The sequence below is a fragment of the Streptomyces sp. NPDC088762 genome (assembly GCF_044750905.1).
Classification (GTDB): domain Bacteria; phylum Actinomycetota; class Actinomycetes; order Streptomycetales; family Streptomycetaceae; genus Streptomyces.
Genome location: NZ_JBIVKT010000003.1, coordinates 225,105 through 241,971 on the forward strand (window position 1 = coordinate 225,105; position 16,867 = coordinate 241,971).

15 protein-coding genes and 1 pseudogene are annotated in these 16,867 nt (G+C 67.2%); 9 read left to right on the forward strand and 7 right to left on the reverse strand.

Features of this window, described 5'->3' with window-relative positions; translation table 11 throughout:
• The first annotated feature begins 54 nt into the window (after positions 1-54).
• A complete protein-coding gene (locus ACIP5M_RS09395) occupies positions 55-1,536 on the forward strand; it encodes an MFS transporter (protein WP_401194062.1) in 1,482 nt (493 codons plus the stop codon).
• A gap of 74 nt (positions 1,537-1,610) precedes the next feature.
• Here ACIP5M_RS09395 and ACIP5M_RS09400 read toward each other — a convergent pair whose 3' ends face one another.
• Positions 1,611-2,420, reverse strand: coding sequence for a class I SAM-dependent methyltransferase (locus tag ACIP5M_RS09400; protein WP_401194065.1), 810 nt, complete (start codon positions 2,418-2,420; stop codon positions 1,611-1,613).
• A gap of 455 nt (positions 2,421-2,875) precedes the next feature.
• Between ACIP5M_RS09400 and ACIP5M_RS09405 the strand changes: the two genes are divergently transcribed.
• From ACIP5M_RS09405 to ACIP5M_RS09415, 3 genes and pseudogenes are all read left to right on the forward strand, one after another.
• Entirely contained in the window at positions 2,876-3,517 is a 642-nt protein-coding gene (locus tag ACIP5M_RS09405; RefSeq protein WP_401195063.1) for a winged helix-turn-helix domain-containing protein, read from the forward strand.
• Positions 3,518-4,079: 562 nt separating this feature from the next.
• The gene (locus ACIP5M_RS09410) at positions 4,080-6,455 is read left to right on the forward strand and encodes a glycosyl hydrolase family 28-related protein (RefSeq protein ID WP_401194067.1); all 2,376 of its coding nucleotides are present in this window, start codon (positions 4,080-4,082) and stop codon (positions 6,453-6,455) included.
• A 132-nt stretch (positions 6,456-6,587) separates the two neighbouring features.
• Positions 6,588-6,939: pseudogene (locus ACIP5M_RS09415) on the forward strand (hypothetical protein).
• Positions 6,940-7,138: 199 nt separating this feature from the next.
• Here ACIP5M_RS09415 and ACIP5M_RS09420 read toward each other — a convergent pair.
• From ACIP5M_RS09420 to ACIP5M_RS09445, 6 genes are all read right to left on the reverse strand, one after another.
• Positions 7,139-7,762, reverse strand: a complete 624-nt coding sequence (locus tag ACIP5M_RS09420; protein WP_401194069.1) for a transposase — start codon at positions 7,760-7,762, stop codon at positions 7,139-7,141.
• A complete protein-coding gene (locus tag ACIP5M_RS09425) occupies positions 7,672-8,211 on the reverse strand; it encodes a winged helix-turn-helix domain-containing protein (RefSeq protein ID WP_401194071.1) in 540 nt (179 codons plus the stop codon). Before ACIP5M_RS09425 ends, ACIP5M_RS09420 begins: the two co-directional genes overlap by 91 nt.
• An 823-nt stretch (positions 8,212-9,034) precedes the next feature.
• Positions 9,035-9,256 carry a helix-turn-helix domain-containing protein gene (locus tag ACIP5M_RS09430; protein ID WP_401194074.1) on the reverse strand — a complete coding sequence of 74 codons (222 nt, stop codon included), beginning with the start codon at positions 9,254-9,256 and terminating at the stop codon, positions 9,035-9,037.
• Positions 9,256-9,741, reverse strand: coding sequence for a DUF2975 domain-containing protein (locus ACIP5M_RS09435; RefSeq protein WP_401195066.1), 486 nt, complete (start codon positions 9,739-9,741; stop codon positions 9,256-9,258). The genes ACIP5M_RS09430 and ACIP5M_RS09435 overlap by 1 nt, the downstream gene beginning before the upstream one ends.
• Before the next feature lie 135 nt (positions 9,742-9,876).
• Entirely contained in the window at positions 9,877-10,449 is a 573-nt protein-coding gene (locus ACIP5M_RS09440; RefSeq protein WP_401194077.1) for a dihydrofolate reductase family protein, read from the reverse strand.
• Positions 10,450-10,566: 117 nt separating this feature from the next.
• Positions 10,567-11,127, reverse strand: coding sequence for a dihydrofolate reductase family protein (locus tag ACIP5M_RS09445; protein ID WP_401194080.1), 561 nt, complete (start codon positions 11,125-11,127; stop codon positions 10,567-10,569).
• A gap of 143 nt (positions 11,128-11,270) precedes the next feature.
• Here ACIP5M_RS09445 and ACIP5M_RS09450 point away from each other — a divergent pair, with 143 nt between their 5' ends.
• The 5 genes from ACIP5M_RS09450 to ACIP5M_RS09470 all read left to right on the forward strand — a co-directional run bounded on the left by ACIP5M_RS09450 (position 11,271) and on the right by ACIP5M_RS09470 (position 16,835).
• Positions 11,271-11,921, forward strand: coding sequence for a TetR/AcrR family transcriptional regulator (locus ACIP5M_RS09450; RefSeq protein ID WP_401194082.1), 651 nt, complete (start codon positions 11,271-11,273; stop codon positions 11,919-11,921).
• 170 nt (positions 11,922-12,091) lie between these two features.
• Positions 12,092-14,467, forward strand: coding sequence for a macro domain-containing protein (locus ACIP5M_RS09455; protein WP_401194085.1), 2,376 nt, complete (start codon positions 12,092-12,094; stop codon positions 14,465-14,467).
• Positions 14,468-14,603: 136 nt separating this feature from the next.
• Positions 14,604-15,365 carry an alpha/beta fold hydrolase gene (locus ACIP5M_RS09460; RefSeq protein ID WP_401194087.1) on the forward strand — a complete coding sequence of 254 codons (762 nt, stop codon included), beginning with the start codon at positions 14,604-14,606 and terminating at the stop codon, positions 15,363-15,365.
• A 169-nt stretch (positions 15,366-15,534) separates the two neighbouring features.
• Positions 15,535-16,008: a hypothetical protein gene (locus ACIP5M_RS09465; protein WP_401194089.1), complete on the forward strand. Its 474-nt coding sequence runs from the start codon at positions 15,535-15,537 to the stop codon at positions 16,006-16,008.
• 308 nt (positions 16,009-16,316) lie between these two features.
• Positions 16,317-16,835: a hypothetical protein gene (locus ACIP5M_RS09470; protein ID WP_401194092.1), complete on the forward strand. Its 519-nt coding sequence runs from the start codon at positions 16,317-16,319 to the stop codon at positions 16,833-16,835.
• Positions 16,836-16,867: the final 32 nt, after the last annotated feature.

A 16,867-nucleotide genomic window follows, 5' to 3' on the forward strand; every position in this document is an offset into this window, starting at 1 on the left:
GGCGTACGGCTGCCTTGTGGTTTGGGGTGTCCGGCGGCGGGCAACAGCGCGTGCATGGCTGAGCTTGGGTACCGCTCCGGGAGCAGGGATACGGGGACCGTCACCACGCAGGTGCCTGCGCGGCTGGACCGGCTGCCGTGGTCCCGGTGGCACTGGATGATCGTGGTCGGCCTCGGGACCGTGTGGATCCTCGACGGCCTCGAAGTCACCATCGTCGGCAACATCGCCGGACGCCTCTCGGAGGACGGCAGCGGCCTGTCGATCACCGACGCGCAGGTCACCGGCGTCGCCGCCGCCCTCTATGTGGCGGGGGCGTGCTCGGGGGCGTTGTTCTTCGGCCGGTTGACCGATCTCTACGGCCGCAAGAAGCTATTCCTCGTCACCCTCGGGCTCTACCTCGCCGCGACCGCCCTGACCGCCGTCTCCTTCTCGCCCTGGTGGTTCTTCCTCTTCCGCTTCTTCACCGGTTTCGGGATCGGCGGCGAGTACGCGGCCATCAACTCCGCCATCGACGAGCTGATCCCCGGCAAGTACCGGGGCCGGGTCGACCTGATCATCAACGGCAGTTTCTGGCTCGGGGCCGTCGCCGGCGCCCTGCTGTCCGTGGTCGCATTGGACACCGACGTGTTCCCGGCCTGGCTCGGCTGGCGGCTGACCTTCGCCCTCGGTGTCGTCCTGGGCCTGGTGATCCTTCTCGTCCGTCGCCACGTGCCCGAAAGTCCCCGCTGGATGTTCATCCACGGCAAGGCCCACGACGCCGAGGAGTTGGTCACCGAAGTCGAACGGCAGGTGGAGGCGGAGAAGGGTGTCCGGCTGCCCGAACCGGACGAGGCCATCACCGTCACCCAGCACCACAGCATCGGCTTCGGCGCGATCGCCCGGACCGTCTTTCGCTCCTACCCGCGACGCGCCGTCCTCGGCCTGTCCCTCTTCATCGGACAGGCGTTCCTCTACAACGCCATCACGTTCGGTTTCGGGACCATCCTGATCCGGTTCTTCGACGTCTCCAGCGGCGTCACCGGCTACTACTTCGCCGTCATCGCCTTCGGCAACTTCCTCGGACCGCTCCTGCTCGGCCGGTACTTCGACACCCTCGGCCGCCGCCCGATGATCGCCGGTACGTACGTGCTCTCGGGGCTGCTGCTGTTCGGCACGGCCTGGCTCTTCGGCGCGGGCGAACTCACCGCGCTCACCATGACCGCCTGCTGGTGCGCGGTGCTCTTCTTCGCGTCGGCCGGGGCGAGTTCGGCGTACCTGACGGTGAGCGAGATCTTCCCCATGGAGACCCGGGCCATGGCCATCGCGTTCTTCTACGCGATCGGCACCGCCGCCGGCGGCATCTCCGGTCCGATGGTCTTCGCCGACCTCACCTCCAGCGGCGTCCGGGCCGACACCGTCCTCGCCTTCTGCATCGGGGCCGGGCTGATGGTCTGCGCGGGCGTGGTCGCCGTCTTCTACGCGGTGGCGGCCGAGGGACGCTCACTCGAGCAGATCGCCACCCCTCTTTCTGCACGCTCCCCCTCCGACACCGATTGAGAACGCCGGTCAGGGATCCGCCCGTACGGCCCTCCCTGCAGCGGTCTGGGGATCCGCGCTGACCGACCCGAAGGTCACCGGGATCCGGACCGGGCCCGGCCGCTCACGGCCCAAGCCCGGGCGGTGAGCGCAATGGAACCGTCCGGTCTCCTGGGCACGGCCGAACCGAGCGCGTCACGGACCCGGTCCCGGTCGGGCGGGGCAAGTGAGGCCACGTAGCCGGGTGCGGGGCCCTGCCCCGCCAGGAAGGGCTCCCACAGATCGGCGATATCGGCGAATACGGTGGGCACCTCGATCGGGGTGGTGGACACGTCGACGAGCCCCGCGTCGGCCCACACCTCGCGCAACCGCTCCGGGCGGCACGCGCGGAACCGACGGCCCTCGTCCAGTGCAGTTGCGGAGGGGTCCACCTCGACCGCCGCGTCCCAGAACCGGCACAGGAAACCCATGCCGTCGGCGTAGTCCCACACGTACGCGGCAACCAGGCCGCCCGGCCGGACCACCCGGGCCATCCCGGCCACTGCCGTGGTGGGCTCGGGCAGGAAGTTCAGCGTGAGACCGCTGACGGCGACGTCCATCGTTGCCTCACGCACCGGAAGCGCCATCGCATCCGCCACGACGAAGTGCGACGAGGCCGCGGCGGCGGCCCGGGCCGAGCCCACGAACCCCTCCGACCGGTCGATTCCCACCACCCCCCGAGGCCGGCACCGGGCGGCCACCACCGCCGACAGCACGCCAGGACCACACCCCACGTCCAGCCACCGCAGACCGTCGGCACAGTCGAGCCACGCCACGAACTCCTTCGCCACGAGACGACTCCACCGCCCCATGTACCGCTCGTAGGCGACCCCGGCCGCCCACACGTCGAACCGCTGCTCTCTCATGCCATCACGATCACCATGAGCAGCCCTTCGAGACCCGCCGCCACACCGCCCCCACACCTCGATGGATCTCAGGCGGATACGGAGGGCAGCCCGTTCGTCCGCGAACTCGGGGCTGGGCGTTATCGGGTGGATTCAGCAAGTGTGGAACCCGAGGACCTCACCTCCTTTCGCGTCCACCGATCCGTGGAGCTGGCCTGATCCGGCGTTGGCACAGGTTCTGGGGAGCCGTTGCTGAGGGAATTCCGTCCCGAGGTAAGGCCGGCTGTCACGGCGTCGTGGTCCCGGAAAGGGGTGGAGTGCAAAGCCGGTGCGACCGGTTACTGAGGTTTTCGGGTCGTTGTCGGGCGGTGACGGTTCATGATCCCTGCGGTATGCCGGTGGGGTGAGGTATCCGGAGGGTGGGGGCCTGACTGCTGAGCGTCGGGCGTTTCGTGAGGGGATTCGGCTTCAGACCGGTGAGAGGGTTCGCAGCGGGTGAGAAGACCGTGGTGATCGCGAAAGATCTGCGGGTGAGTGTGCGGTCGGTGGAAAGCTGGCGTCGTGCCTGGCGCGAGGGTGGCATGGAGGCCTTGCGTTCCGCGGGTCCGGCGAACTCCCCCACCGTCACCGATGCCCAGTTCGCCGTGCTGGAGGAGGAACTAGGCAAGGGGCCTGCAGCTCATGGCTTCGACGACGAACGCTGGACCCTGGTCCGGGTCCAGGCCGTGATCAGCCGGCGTCTGAGGCTGAGCCTGTCGGTGGCGACGGTGTCGCGGCTGCTGAAACGGCACGGCTGGTCCTGGCCACGTGGGACGTACCTGCCACCTCGCCCACACACACCGCACCCCCGCGACACAGACCAGCCGACGTCCCGGTGCCTGTCACGTACGTCCTCGTCCCACCAGGCACGGCCGCCAAGACGCTGGCGGCGCAATTCGCCCGCTACCTCGGCAACCGGCACCCCTTCAGCGACACCGTCACCGAACTCGAAAACGCCCTCGACCTCCACCACCACCAGCCCGGCACCCTCCCCCAGCACGCCACTTACCTCCACCAACGCCCGCCGGCCGCATCAGCAGCCACACCCAGGAACAGGAAATGGTGCCTCAGTCCTTTAAGACCCGGGCACCATCTGCAACACCAGCAAGGTTCTCAACCAACCTGGAAGAACCTGAGGTCAATCCGTTCCCACCTGGTACACACCCCTTCTCAACCCAACCTGCAACACCCCACCTCACCGCCCCCAACACCCCAACTGCCCTCCCCTCAACGACACGAGGTAAGCGGCTGGTGGCGCCGTGGCCCCACCAGGTCTCAGAGGTGAATGGGCACCGTCGGGGCCCAGCGCTGTGCGTAGGCGTAATCGCCGTTGCTGCCGTGGTGGAGGATGTGGTACGCGGCGGTGCGATGGTCCGCGTCGGCCACCTAAGCTCCGGATCGCCAAGGTCGCGTCGATGCACCTACGCTGTTAGGGGGAGACGGCGAACTGACGAACACTTCGTGGATGAGCTGAAGCTGACGACGACAGCACCGCTCCGCCTCGTTTTTCCTTGGCCCGACCGCGACTCTGCCGTCCCAGTACCAAACCTCTGCGGTCTCGGGCCACGAATGCGTACTTCGATGAGGAGACCTCAGAGGTTGAGTTGATTCGCAAGCGCCCATCACGCAGGAGGTGTTCTGATGGATATCGTCACTCTGCGCGCCGCGAAACCCATCAACGCCCGCCAGGCAGTCCGGACCACAGGATCCCCTACTACCGTCACTCCAGCAGTAGAGCCAGAACGCTGGCATACTAGCCCGTTTTTCGGTGTCGCGCTCGAGTCGGCAAATATCGGGCAAAACGTTAAGGTGCAAATTGGAGGAATTTTTGGCGGTCTAGGTAATGGCCTCGCTACTGCAGTTGGTATCAACGATTCGGGACAACTCGTCCGCGCCTCGGATCCGCAGTGCACCAGCGCGCCAAACTGGATAGGCGATTGCGACGATTCAGGTACGGTGACAATCAGACCGCACCTCAATACCCGCTTGAGCGTGCTGGACTTCGGTGCTGTCGGAGACGGCAAGGCCAACGACACGGGAGCGATCCAGCAAGCCTTGGATTGCGCAGCGCGAACTGGACAAGGCGAGCCGCAATCCTTCGGAAGAATCGTCTACCTGCCTCCCGGCGACTACCGCATCAAAAAGCCTCTCATCGTCTCAAACGGCAGCATTCTGGAAGGTGCGGGCGCTGGACTTACCGCGCTTAATTTCGGCGGCACCACCCGCATACTGGCAGATGTTAAAGGTGGGGATTTCAGCCTTTCCAACGCTACCGGAATCGGGCAGGTTGGAGGGGAATTGGTCTATTGCGCTATAGCCATGACGGGTTACTGGACGGGCGCCGAGATGACGCCCGCTCGCGGCCGAGCGGACTGGGGCATACTCCGCCAATTCGGCCTACAATCGGTCCCCGCGCAAGGAATGTTGGCAGCCGAGCATTACCAGACTCCCAACATGGACGGCGTGCGCGTCATGGCACATGGCCCTTTGATTGAAAATGTGGCCGTTCGCGGCTTCAGGCGCAATGGGATTACAATCTACGCGAGCGACGCACCCTATTTCAACCCTCAAGTAAATGCGAACAACACACAAATATACGGCTGCCACCTGTATGAGAACGGGCAGCATGGCCTGGATATCGGCAGCAATGGGAACATGGAAACAAATGCGATGCTCATCATGGGTGTCGACGCCTCGAGCAATGGCCGCGATGGAATTCATGACCATTCATTCTTGGGTTGCACCTTTGTCGCCTGCCACACCCAGGCAAACAACCGGCGAAATTTCAGCTGCGATCTTTCGGGCAGCCCTGCATGCGCCACGTACATCGGGTGCTACGGAGAAGCAGACGCACCTTCACTCTTCAGGGGATTGCATGTAGCCGTAGTGGGGGGCGACATAGCAATTTCCCGGAACTCGTGGTACTGGGGATACGGGCCGATGGGTCAAGGCCCCCCTACTATGGGTGTCACAAATGGATTCTCTACCGTACCTCCCTACCCTGGTGAAGGCGCAGGCCTCGGGATCCACATTGAACTAGATGAACTATGTGAGCCCGGAAATGGCTACCAGTATCGGGCAATTAGCGCAGGGCGCACCTATGGAAGTCATCGTATACCCGCGGAAACCTCTCCCGCCTGGCCGACCTCAACCGGGGAAACCGTTGCAGAATTCGAAGGCTTGGCCTGGAGATGCGAAGGCCCCTACATCAAGCGACCCTCGACATTCAACTGGCTCGGAGGCAGGGGAGACCCGCCAGGACCGGCCATTATTCAGGATTTCGGCTACAAGAAGCCGGATAGTACATCAATCCCCTTCTTCCGTACTGAAATTTCACCCCATACGCTCGCCGAGGGACGACTGCAAACGGGACTCACGAGTGGGGCATCACTCCTGCCCGCATATTGGCATACCATGTACGAGAATGGCCCCGCCCCAGGCGCTCTGATGTTTCCAGATATCTGGATAGGATCCATCTACTACGGCGAACGACGCATCGGTGTCTCCCATACGGGGAGTCCCCTCATCGCCAATATCGGTAGATGCAACTTCTATACCCCGGGCGACTTGATCCTTAACGGCACCGGTAGCTCGACGCGCCAGGGAGGTATCGGGTGGGCAGTGAAGGCAGCATGCGGGAGAAGGTCAGCTGCTAGCCCATGGACGAATGGAAAGCACTACGCCATCGGGCACACAGTCAAGCCAACGCATGCTAATGATCGTGTCTACCGGCTGGTCTCATACAAAACAGGCCCGCCATCGTATCCCCTGGTCAAGGTGTCCGGCCAGACAGAGCCGTCTTGGAATCCAAGTATCGGCGGCATCACCATGGATAACCATCTGAAATGGCAAACACTCTACGACCTGGATGTCCCTAATAACTCCTGGGCTATAGAGCCATTGCCGCAACGCGCGAAAGGACAAGCTGATTCTACAGCGACGAACATCGACGGTTTGAAGGCGGACTTCAACGCACTTCTCGCAAGCATGAGAGCAGCGAACCTGTTGGAGCCCTAAGGGCTGCCCGTAACTGTTGGCCGCAGACTTGGTCCGAGTGTGCAAACTGCGTAACTGCTGAGTCTGCGGCGACAGTCTCGTCCAGTCTCCCGAGCCGCCGTACCGGCGGTCTGCGTTCGGAGAGCGATGCAGATGACCAGCCAGCAAGCAACGACAACTTGGCGCCCCACCGGCCCCAAGGAGCTTGATCTGCTTCGGGAGCTGAACTGCCGTGCCTGGCCGCCCCCGGCTGCCCGAGCAGCTGATCTTCCACTCGGTCCTCAGCGAGGGCTAGGCGGTCAGGATCACGCCAGACTGGAACGTGAAGCACGAATGGCGCCGGTTTCGTCACTCGTTTTGAGGTTGAGTCGGAGCTTTTGAGCCGGTATCCCATCCAGCAGGCTGGCGGGCAGACGACCTCGAGCTCTGGGTTACGGCCGAGGAGCTGGACGAGTTCAACGCCCACGTGGTCGGTGAGCTCCAGGTGGTACACGAGTTCCGCTGAGGCGAGGGAGCTAGCTGACGGGGCGGGCTGGCCCGGTGCGATGATCTTGGTGCGGCTGGTGTGATCACGGCGTCGGAGCCGTCTGGATAGCCCCGTTCACTGTGTTGAGCCCACGGCAGTTCGCCGGCCCTGGAGCCTGCCGTTGGAGGATCGGGCCTTGCTGGTCGCGGCCTACTGGCGCACGAACCTACTGAGGTTTTCAGGGCGGAGGCGGAGGGTTGATAGCCAGGTTTGTGGCGGTGAGGCAGCCGTCGATCAGGTGGGGCCGGAGCTGGGTCCTGCGTAGCTCGTGGCGGAGCTTGCGGTCGCGGTCGTCGGGGGTGGCGAAGGCGGTGTTGGCCATCGCTCTGCGCACGAGTGACCAGATGGCCTCGACGGGATTCAAGTCGGGCGCGTACGGCGGAAGCCTGACGGTGGTGAGCCAGTCATGCTCGGCCTCGTACCGCTTCAGTCCGGCGGCCAGATGGGTGTTGAGGTTGTCCCAGACCACCACAATCGGGCCGTCGAGCTGGATGTGTGCCCGCACCAGGAGGTCGCGGTGGTCCTTCCAAGAGAAGCTCTTGCGTGCGCCCTGGAGCTGTAAATGGGTGCGGGGGCGGTGGATGAGACGGCTCTTCTCGCCGGATTTGTAGCAGCACAGCGCGGCGACTGAGGTCCGGCGGCGGCACCTGCCACGCACGCGAATGAGGGGTATCTGCTCGCGTCGGCCCCAAGTGCGGGCGCGAGGCAGCGTCATGGAGAATCCGGCCTCGTGCTCGAAGACGATCCAGGCCCCGCATGCCGCCGCGAGGCTGTTACCCGGGGCCACACCTCCTTCTTCCATAGCTCCACCGCGTGCTCGTCACGCTCCAGCGCTCTGCGGGCGGGTACCTGCCAGGACCAGCCGTGCCGTTTCAGCAGCCGCGACACCGTCGCCACCGACAGGCTCAGCCTCAGACGCCGGCTGATCACGGCCTGGACCCGGACCAGGGTCCAGCGTTCGTCGTCGAAGCCATGAGCTGCAGGCCCCTTGCCGAGTTCCTCCTCCAGCACGGCGAACTGGGCATCGGTGACGGTTGGGGAGTTCGCCGGACCCGCGGAACGCAACGCCTCCATGCCACCCTCGCGCCAGGCACGACGCCAGCGTTCCACCGACCGCACACTCACCCGCAGATCTTTCGCGATCACCACGGTCTTCTCACCCGCTGCGAACCTCTCACCGGTCTGAAGCCGAATCCCCTCACGAAACGCCCGACGCTCAGCAGTCAGGCCCCCACCCTCCGGATACCTCACCCCACGGGCATACCGCAGGGATCATGAACCGTCACCGCCCGCCGACGACCCGAAAACCTCAGTAGTTGGCTGGCGTCGACTGCGTCGATCCACGCAGGGAGCGTCGTGCTGAGGCGGCTGGTGAGTACCTCGCCGAAGTCGCGGACATGCCTGGTGGTCCTCGCCCAGCGCGGTGGGTGTCGCGTAAGCCAGCCGGTCACTTGCCGCACCATCGGAGGCCGAGGCGGGGTGTCGGCCGGAGTCCCGTGGAAGGTGGCGATGTGGGCGCGGACCATATGGTGACCGCTCCCCAAGGTCTCTCCCAGAACCGAGACTTACTGTCACACGCCTGTGCCGCCAGGCCCTGGTCCGCCGACCGACGGGCTGGTCAGATCGGACTGGGACCGGTCGGGCCCGGGGCGGCCGTATTCGAGTACCTGCGGCAGGGTCACGGAACGTCGCAAGTCGTGATCCCGGTGAGTCGGACGGAGTCTTTCGGGCGGACGGCCTCGCCGGCGTTGTCGTACTCCGCGATCTACTCGCACCTCGTGCAAAGAGCGGCCGGTCGCCGGCGGGGTGTCGGGCGGCCGAGTCTGTTCAGCCGGGCCCATCGCGCACCGCGCACCGTGCAGAACCGGGAGACGGGCCTTGCTGCTGGCTCCGCACGTCCTCGTACTCCGCTTCAAGCGGCGGGGGCGGTGGCCTCGGCGGTGGTTCGCCGGAACAGGGGGGTGGGCGGCTTGTAGTCCGGCGGTGCTCGCAGGGGCACACCAACGCGCCTGGAGCAGATCGGCCTGTCCGGGCGGTCGCAGCAAGGAACATGCCACGCCCGCCCTGGGGCAGGTCATCCCTCCGCGGCGTCCTCGGACTCCCAGCGCAGCAGGTCGCCCGGCTGGCACTCGAGTGCCTCGCAGAGCGCGGCGAGCGTCGCGAAGCGGACCGCCTTGGCGCGGCCGTTCTTGAGTACCGCCAGGTTGGCGGGCGTGATCCCCACGCGATCCGCGAGCTCGCCCACGGACATCTTCCGCCTGGCCAGCATCACGTCGATGTCCACGGCGATCGGCATCAGATCACCTCGTCCAACTCGGCCTGCATCTGCGCCGCTTCGACGTCGCGCGCGACCGCCTGGGCGAGCAGCATCCGCAGCACGAGCACGATGAGTGCGACCCCGAGGATGGCCACGCCGATCCCGCCCATGATGAGGGTGACGCCCGGGTCCTCCCGCTGGCCCGGCGCATTGATGGCCGTGACCGCGAACCACACGAGGGCAGCCGCCACGATCGCGCCGATCACGCCGTCCACGTAGCGGAAGGCGGCATGGGAGAAGACGGTTCCGCGTCGCACCATCGTCACCAGCCGCCACACGCAGACCAGCGCGACCTGGGCCGACACCATGCCCAGGATCGTGATCAGGCGCAGCGGAGTCAGAGGGAGCGACCCGTCCTCCGGGTCGGTGGCCAATGCCCACACCATCATCACCTGTACGAACACGGTGCCCGCGAGCACCACCACGAGCACGGCGCGCAGCGCACCGACTGTCAGCTTCCCCATGACCCAGCCTTCCATCGAGCTACGATGGGAATCTATCGAGTTTCGATAGGTGAGGCAAGGGGGAGGGAGGCACGCGTAGGCCTGGCCCGGCGGGCAGGAGCCGGCTGCGCAGCCCGTGGACCAGGAGTGGCCCGGTCAGCGCACGACGTCAAAGACCTGCTTCTGCAGGCCGTTGGCGTAGGCCTCGTGCTCGACGAGCTTCAGGTGCTGGGTGTCCTTGTCCGTGCTGCTGAACAGGCGCTTGCCCGCACCGAGCAGGAGGGGGAAGACGAGGAGGTGGTAGCGGTCGATCAGCCCGGCGTCCGACAGGGCCTGGTTCAGGGCGGCACTGCCGTGGACGATGATCGGGCCGCCCTCGGTCTCCTTCAGTGCGGCGACCTCGTCGAGCGTGCGCAGGATCGTGGTCTCGCCCCAGTTCGACACCAGGCCGTCCTCGGTGAGCGTGGTGGAGACGACGTACTTCGGCATCACCTTGTAGTCGGCGAAGTCCGCCATGTCCGGCCACACCGAGCTGAACGCCTCGTAGCTGGTCCGGCCCAGCAGCATCGCGGTGGCCTCCTGCTGCTCCCGGCCCTTGATCTCGAAGGCCTCGGGGAGGAACTCGATGTCCTTGAAGGTCCAACCGGCGTTGCGGTAGCCGGGTTCACCGCCGGGGCCCTCCACGACGCCGTCGAGCGAGATGAAGGCAGTGCTGATGAGCGTGCGCATGAAGGGCTCCTTGGATGTGCCGCGTGGGTGTGCGAAACGCGGGTGGATGGGGTTCGCGTGCATGCCGTGACTCGCCCGCGCTCCCGGAGGGGCGGGGGCTGAGGCCGCTCGGGCCGGTCAGCTGGTGCGTTCGTGGCGCAGCAGGACGACCTGGGAGTCGAAGGTCCTGGTCTCGGTGAGGGTCAGGTCGAAGCGCTGCTGCGGGGTGGCGAAGACGGGCTTGCCCGCGCCGAGGACGACGGGGTGGACGAAGATCTGGTACTCGTCGATCAGCCGGTGCTCGGTGAGGAAGCCCGCCAGCGTGGAGCCCCCGAAGAGCAGCAGGTGGGCGCCGCCGTCCTTCAGGGCGGTGAGCTGCTCGACGACGTCGGTGTTGATGACGCGGGTGTTCCAGCCGGCCTCGGTCAGGGTGGAGGAGACGACGACCTTCGAGGCCTTGCGCCACACGGGCGCGAACGCGAGGTCGTGTTCGTGGGTGGAGAGCTCCTCGGCGCGCGGCCAGAAGCCGGACATCATGTCCCACACCACGCGGCCGTACAGGAAGATGTCAGCGCCGCCGGCGAGGGCCTGCGAGTAGGCGGACAGTTCGGCGCCCATGCGGGGCCAGTCGAACTCGCCGTTCGGGCCCTCGATGAAGCCGTCCAGCGACTGGTGGACGAAGTGCGTGATCTTGCCCATGAGCATCTCCCGGTGACCGGCCGGGCCGACACGATCGACCCTTGTGTACGATGTCCACATGTGGAGGGCGTGGGATCCGCACCCCCGTGATCACTGACTCTAGACGAGCTAAGTGGATGCTGTCCACATTGGAGGCGGAACTCATGTCCTCACCCCAGGACGCCACCCCGAAGCGGAAGCGGGACACCTACCGCCATGGCGACCTGCGCAACGCACTGATCCGGGCCGGCCTCGAACTCGCCCGCAGGGGCGGCCCCGAAGCAGTCGTCCTGCGAGCCGTCACCCGGGAGGCCGGTGTCGCCCCCAATGCCGCCTACCGGCACTTCGCCGACCGTGGAGCCCTTCTGCACGCCGTCTCGCAGAAGGCGATGGCCGAAGTCGCCCGGACCATGGAGTCGGAGCAGGCCGCCCTGCCGCCGGCCTCGGACGAGGCGGGCGCCGCGCGTGGCCGCTTCCGTGCCGTGGGCACCGGATACCTGCGCTTCGCACAGGAAGAACCCGGCCTCTTCCGCACGGCCTTCCACGTCCCCGGCGACATGACACACGCCAACGACGAAGACGCCGCAGGATCCGGCGGCAGATCACCCTTCGAGCTCCTCGGTACCGCACTCGACGACCTCGTCGACACCGGCCTCCTGCCCGAAGACCGGCGCCCCGGAGCGGAGTTCCTCGCCTGGTCCGCCGTCCACGGCCTCGCCATGCTCGTCATCGACGGCCCCCTGCGGGGCTTGCACCCCACCCAGGTCCACGACGCCGGCCAGCTCCTCATCGACATGATCGAACGCGGCCTCTGAACTCCCTCCCCACCCGGCGCCCGCCTCCGGGTGAGACCGCCGCAGGCTGGTCGGTGGATCGTTCGCGGAGGCATGACGGCAGGTCATCGTCCCCTTCTGTGAGCGGCGTTGTCAGTGGTGGCGGTTACGTTCGGGGTGTTGCCAGGGCCGATTCCCGACAGGAGTGGACGATGACCGAGAGCAGTGTGCAGCCCGCGCTCAGGGTGGTGCTGGCAGACGTGAACGAGCGCGTGGTGGAGGCGTGGCGGGCGGCGTTCGCGGACACCTCGGGCATCGAGATCCGCAGGGGCTCGATCCTCGACGAAGACGTCGACGCCTGGGTCACTCCGACGAACTCCCGGGGCCGGATGGACGGCGGGGTCGACGCCGTGATCAAGCGGCACCTCGGATCGGGCATCCAGCTGCGTGTGCAGCGGGCGATCCGCGACCGGTTCTCCGGAACCCTCCCGGTGGGCAGCGCGGTGTGCGTCCCGTCCGGGGCGACCGTCCCGCGGTACCTGATATCGACGCCGACCATGGTGCAGTCCTCGCAGAACGTGAGTGCCACGCTGAACGTGGCCCTGGCGTGCGCCGCCGCGTTCCAGGCCGTCCACCGGCAGAACCGGAAGGCGCCGGGCAGCATCCGCTCCGTGGCGCTCGTCGGGATGGGCGCCCAGACCGGTCGGGTCCCGGCCAGGGTGTGCGCCAACCTGATGTGGACCGGCTACACGCTCTTCCACGACCACTGGTTCGAGGACGACGACGAGCTGCGCGCCACGATCGTCACGCAGCTCAACGGCATCGAGAACGCCCCCCTCGAGGAGCGGGTACGCATCGTGCCGCCGAAGGGCGCTGCCTCTGCCCCTTCCTCTGCCTCTGCCTCCGCCCCGACGCCTGCCTTTGGTGGCCAGATCGATCCCTCGACCACGACGAACGAGAGCTCCTCCCCCATGGCTGATGCGACCAACGACCCTGCGCCGGCCCAGCCCGACGTGAGCGACCCCCTGGCTCTCACCGAACTCTTCAACGGCGGCGGTGAGCCCTGGCTCCCGCTCCTCAAGCCCGTCATCGAGGCGCAGCCGGACGCCGCCCGGTTCATCGGCAAGGGCCGCAGCCCCGAGGTCGTCCCGGTCCGTGAGCTGACCTTCCAGGCTCTCAAGCCCCACCCTCCGCACAAGTGGAAGGTCGTCGCCTTCGGCCAGAATCCGTATCCGCGGCCGGAGAGCGCGACCGGCATAGCCATGTTCGACAACACCTTCAACGACTGGAAGGACAGCCAGTTCGGCAGGGTCGTCAGCAGCCGCTGCATCATCAAGGCGGCGGCGATGTGGAAGTACGGCATCGCCAAGAAGACGCCCATCGCCGACGTTCGCGCGCTGTTGAAGGAGCGGGACGCGGTCCAGCCGCCGGAGTGGTTCCAGGCGATGCTCACGCAGGGCGTGTTGTTGCTGAACGCCTCGCTCACCGCGAGCGGCGACGGGGCGATGGGGGCCGACCAGCACACGGCCTTCTGGCGGCCCGTCGCCGAACGGATCGTCGAGGAGATCCTCAAGGCGAAGCAGGACGCCGACGAGGAGGACCGCGGGGTCGTGTTCGCCTGGTGGGGCGCGCACGCCCGGAACCTGAAGAGGGTCGTCCTGCGGCTCCAGGAGAAGTACCCGGACGTCGAGGTCCGGCACATCGACCACGCGAACCCGGCGGCGCAGGGCGACATCTTCTGCGAGGGCGACCACTTCTCCATGGTGAACGAGGCCCTGGCATCGCTGGGTGCCGACGGGATCGACTGGCTGCCGAGCAGGGGCTGGGACAAGGGAGCGGGCGGTGCGGACGGGGGTGTCGCGGCACGCATGGGCGCCTTCATCGAGTCGACCATGAACCTGCACCAGCTCTACCTGGAGCGGCTCACCAGCGTCAAGGACGAGGGGCTGGTCCTGCCGGCGATCACCGGCGTGTTCGACACCCCGCTGATGGACTTCCAGGACGCCGTCGCACCGGTCGCCGAGTCGCTGTCCGGGCTCGCCGGACACATCGAGCGGTCGCGTGACTTCGGCAAGCGGCGCGCGGACGAGATGTCCGGCAGCCTGTCCGCCGACGCGGTCGCCGCGCTCTACCTCTACACCTGCGAGTCCGCCTTCTACCGCGAGATCAACGCCGTCCTCCGCTCCCCGGACCGCACCAGGCTCAAGCCTTACCTGGCGTACCTGCGGCTGCTGTTCTCGGCGGTCTCGGGGCTGCCGGCCCACACCCAGCCCCTGTGGCGCGGTGTGGCGCTGGACCTGCGGGCGCAGTACCCGGTGGGTCGGACGGTGACCTGGTGGGGCGTCTCCTCGTGCACCTCCGAGCTGAACGTGGCCCGGTCCTTCCTCGGCAGCCGCGGCAAGCGGACGCTCTTCGAGGTGACGCCCGCCCAGGCGGTCGGGATCAGGAGCTTCTCCGCCTTCACCGGGGAGGAGGAGTACATCCTCACGCCGGGCACGCAGCTCAAGGTGACGGACGTGAAGAGCGAGCGGGGCGGACTGTGCACGGTCAGGCTGACCGAGGTGGAGGGCTCTGCCATGGTGTCCTGAGGGGGCCGGCCCGCCGTCCACTCGTCGTATCACGTGCCGCTGTCAGCCCGCTCCCCCGCGTCTTGGCCGGAGTTCGTCCGACGCGAGCCGTGAAATACCTGTCCATGACCCGTGTGACTGTCCTAGGATCCGGCCGATGATGATCACTTATGAAGAGGCCGGCAGTGGCCCGGCCGTGGTGTTGCTGCACTCCTCGGTCTGCGACCGCCGTATGTGGGACGGGCAGTGGAAGGCCCTGCAGGAGTCCGGATACCGCGTGGTGCGATGCGACTTCCGCGGCTTCGGTCAGACGGCGGCTCCAGACGGGCCGTACTCGCCCTGGGCCGACGTCCAAGAGCTCCTCGACGCCCTCGGGATCGAACGGGCGGCCCTGGTCGGATCGTCCTTCGGCGGCCGCGTGGCCCTGCAGTTGGCGGCACTTCGGCCGGACCGGGTCGGGGCGATGGTGCTGCTCTGTCCGGCTCGACCGGGTCATGAGCCGAGCGCGGAGCTCGAGGCGCTCGACGAGCAGGAGATCGGGCTGATCGAGTCGGGCGATCTGGACGGCGCGGTGGAGCTGAACGTCCGAACCTGGCTGGGCCCGGAGGCGGACGCCCAGGCTCGGGCGAAGGTGCGGCAGATGCAGCGTCACGCCTTCGACGTGCAGTTGGCGGCCGAGGAGGAGTTCGGTTCGATCCCCGTCGAGGTGGACCTGCGGGACGCCGTCGCGCCGACGCTGGTCTTCTCCGGCGGCCACGACCTGCAGGACTTCCGCCACATCGCGGCCGGGCTGCCCGAGGTCCTGCCGAATGCGGAGCATCGTGAGGTGCCGTGGGCGGGCCATCTGCCCTCTGTGGAGCGTCCTGAGGAGACTGCGGAACTGCTGGTCGCCGCCCTGAATGAGGTGTGGAAGCCCTGACACCCTCCGGGTCGCCGCCCGGAGTTCGCGCCACCGGTGGCGGGTCTCGTTCGTACGGGCGGAGCGGCGTCCTGGTTCGATCCGGCTTTCGCGCGCCGGCACCGTCGCGTGCCTCGCCGTCCGCCCCAGTCACCGCCGAAACCGACTACCCGAGAGGAACCAGCACCTGATGTCCCTATGGCCTTCGGTCGTCGCCGTACTCGGGACCCTCGCCGGCGCCCTGACCGCCGGACTCCTCCAGCACCGTTCGGCACGCACCGCACGTGCCGAGGAGCGGGCGGACAGCCACCGCCAGGATCAGCTCGGAGCCGTCACCGACTTCGCGGCCGCCCTGGACGCCCACCGCTCGGCGATGTTCCACCGGGAGCGCCTGGCCCTGACCGAGGCGGGCACCGAGCACCAGCTGGAGGCCCAGACGAGATCCCACGACACGCGGGCGGCCATCACCGCACCCCACATCCGCCTTCAGGTCCTGGTTCCGGAGCTGGCCGGCCCCGCCCAGCAGGCCGCAGATGCCACCTTCGCGCTGCGCAAGGCCCTCGACCGGGCCGAGCTGGACGCCCGGCGGCATGCGGCCAAGGAAGCATCCGCCGCCTTCATCGCCGCGGCCGCCGCGCTGCTGGCCCCCACGACCGCTGACTGAGGGCAACCACTGCCGCCACTGGCCGTCCGGTCTCGCATGCCCCGTACGCTTCCCCCACTCGTGGGGCCGCCGGGCAGCCACTCATCGCTAATCCTTTGATTACTCTCAGTAGTAATGCCAGCCGGTCCGGGCCGCTGCCCCCCCCTCCGGCCCCGCCCTGGCGCGCCGCTGTCAAGTCCCGAATGTCCGGGCGATGACCCCGGCCCCGCCCCGGGGGCGTAATGGAGACACGGACTACGGCAGGACGCGGACCCACCGCCTGCCTCATCCGAACCCTCGTCCTCGGACCCCCAAAGGAACCCCTTCCCATGACCATCACCCGGACCCGACGCCTCGTCCCCCTCCTGATCGCGACGACCTTCGCAGTCGGAGGCATCTCGCTCACCACCACCTCCGCCTTCGCCGCCCCGGCCGCCACCGCCGGCGTCACGACCGACGACGACCACCCCGGCAGCAGCCTCATCACGGCCTACAGCAAGAGCGGAAACCTCAGCAAGATCAACTCGAACGCCGGCACCGGCAGCTACAACAACCCGCTCCTCGACAAGTTCAGCAGGGTCAACTTCAATAACTGGGATTACCCGGGGAGAGACGACGGCAGCGGCGGCGGCGTCGTGTGGAGGACCGACGATCCCAACACCGCCCCCGTGGGCTTCCCTCCCTACGCCGTCGACGAGAGTCGAACCGACGACGCGCGCCCGGGCCCCATCTTCACCGACGAGGACAACAGCAGTGGCAAGGGCAGCCCCGGCGATGCCGCCGGCGGTGATACCGAGCCGCCGTCCGGCAGCACCGGTGCCATCGACGCCGGCCCCGTCGTCAACTGAACCCCCACCACCGCCGCAATCAGTCGGCGGGG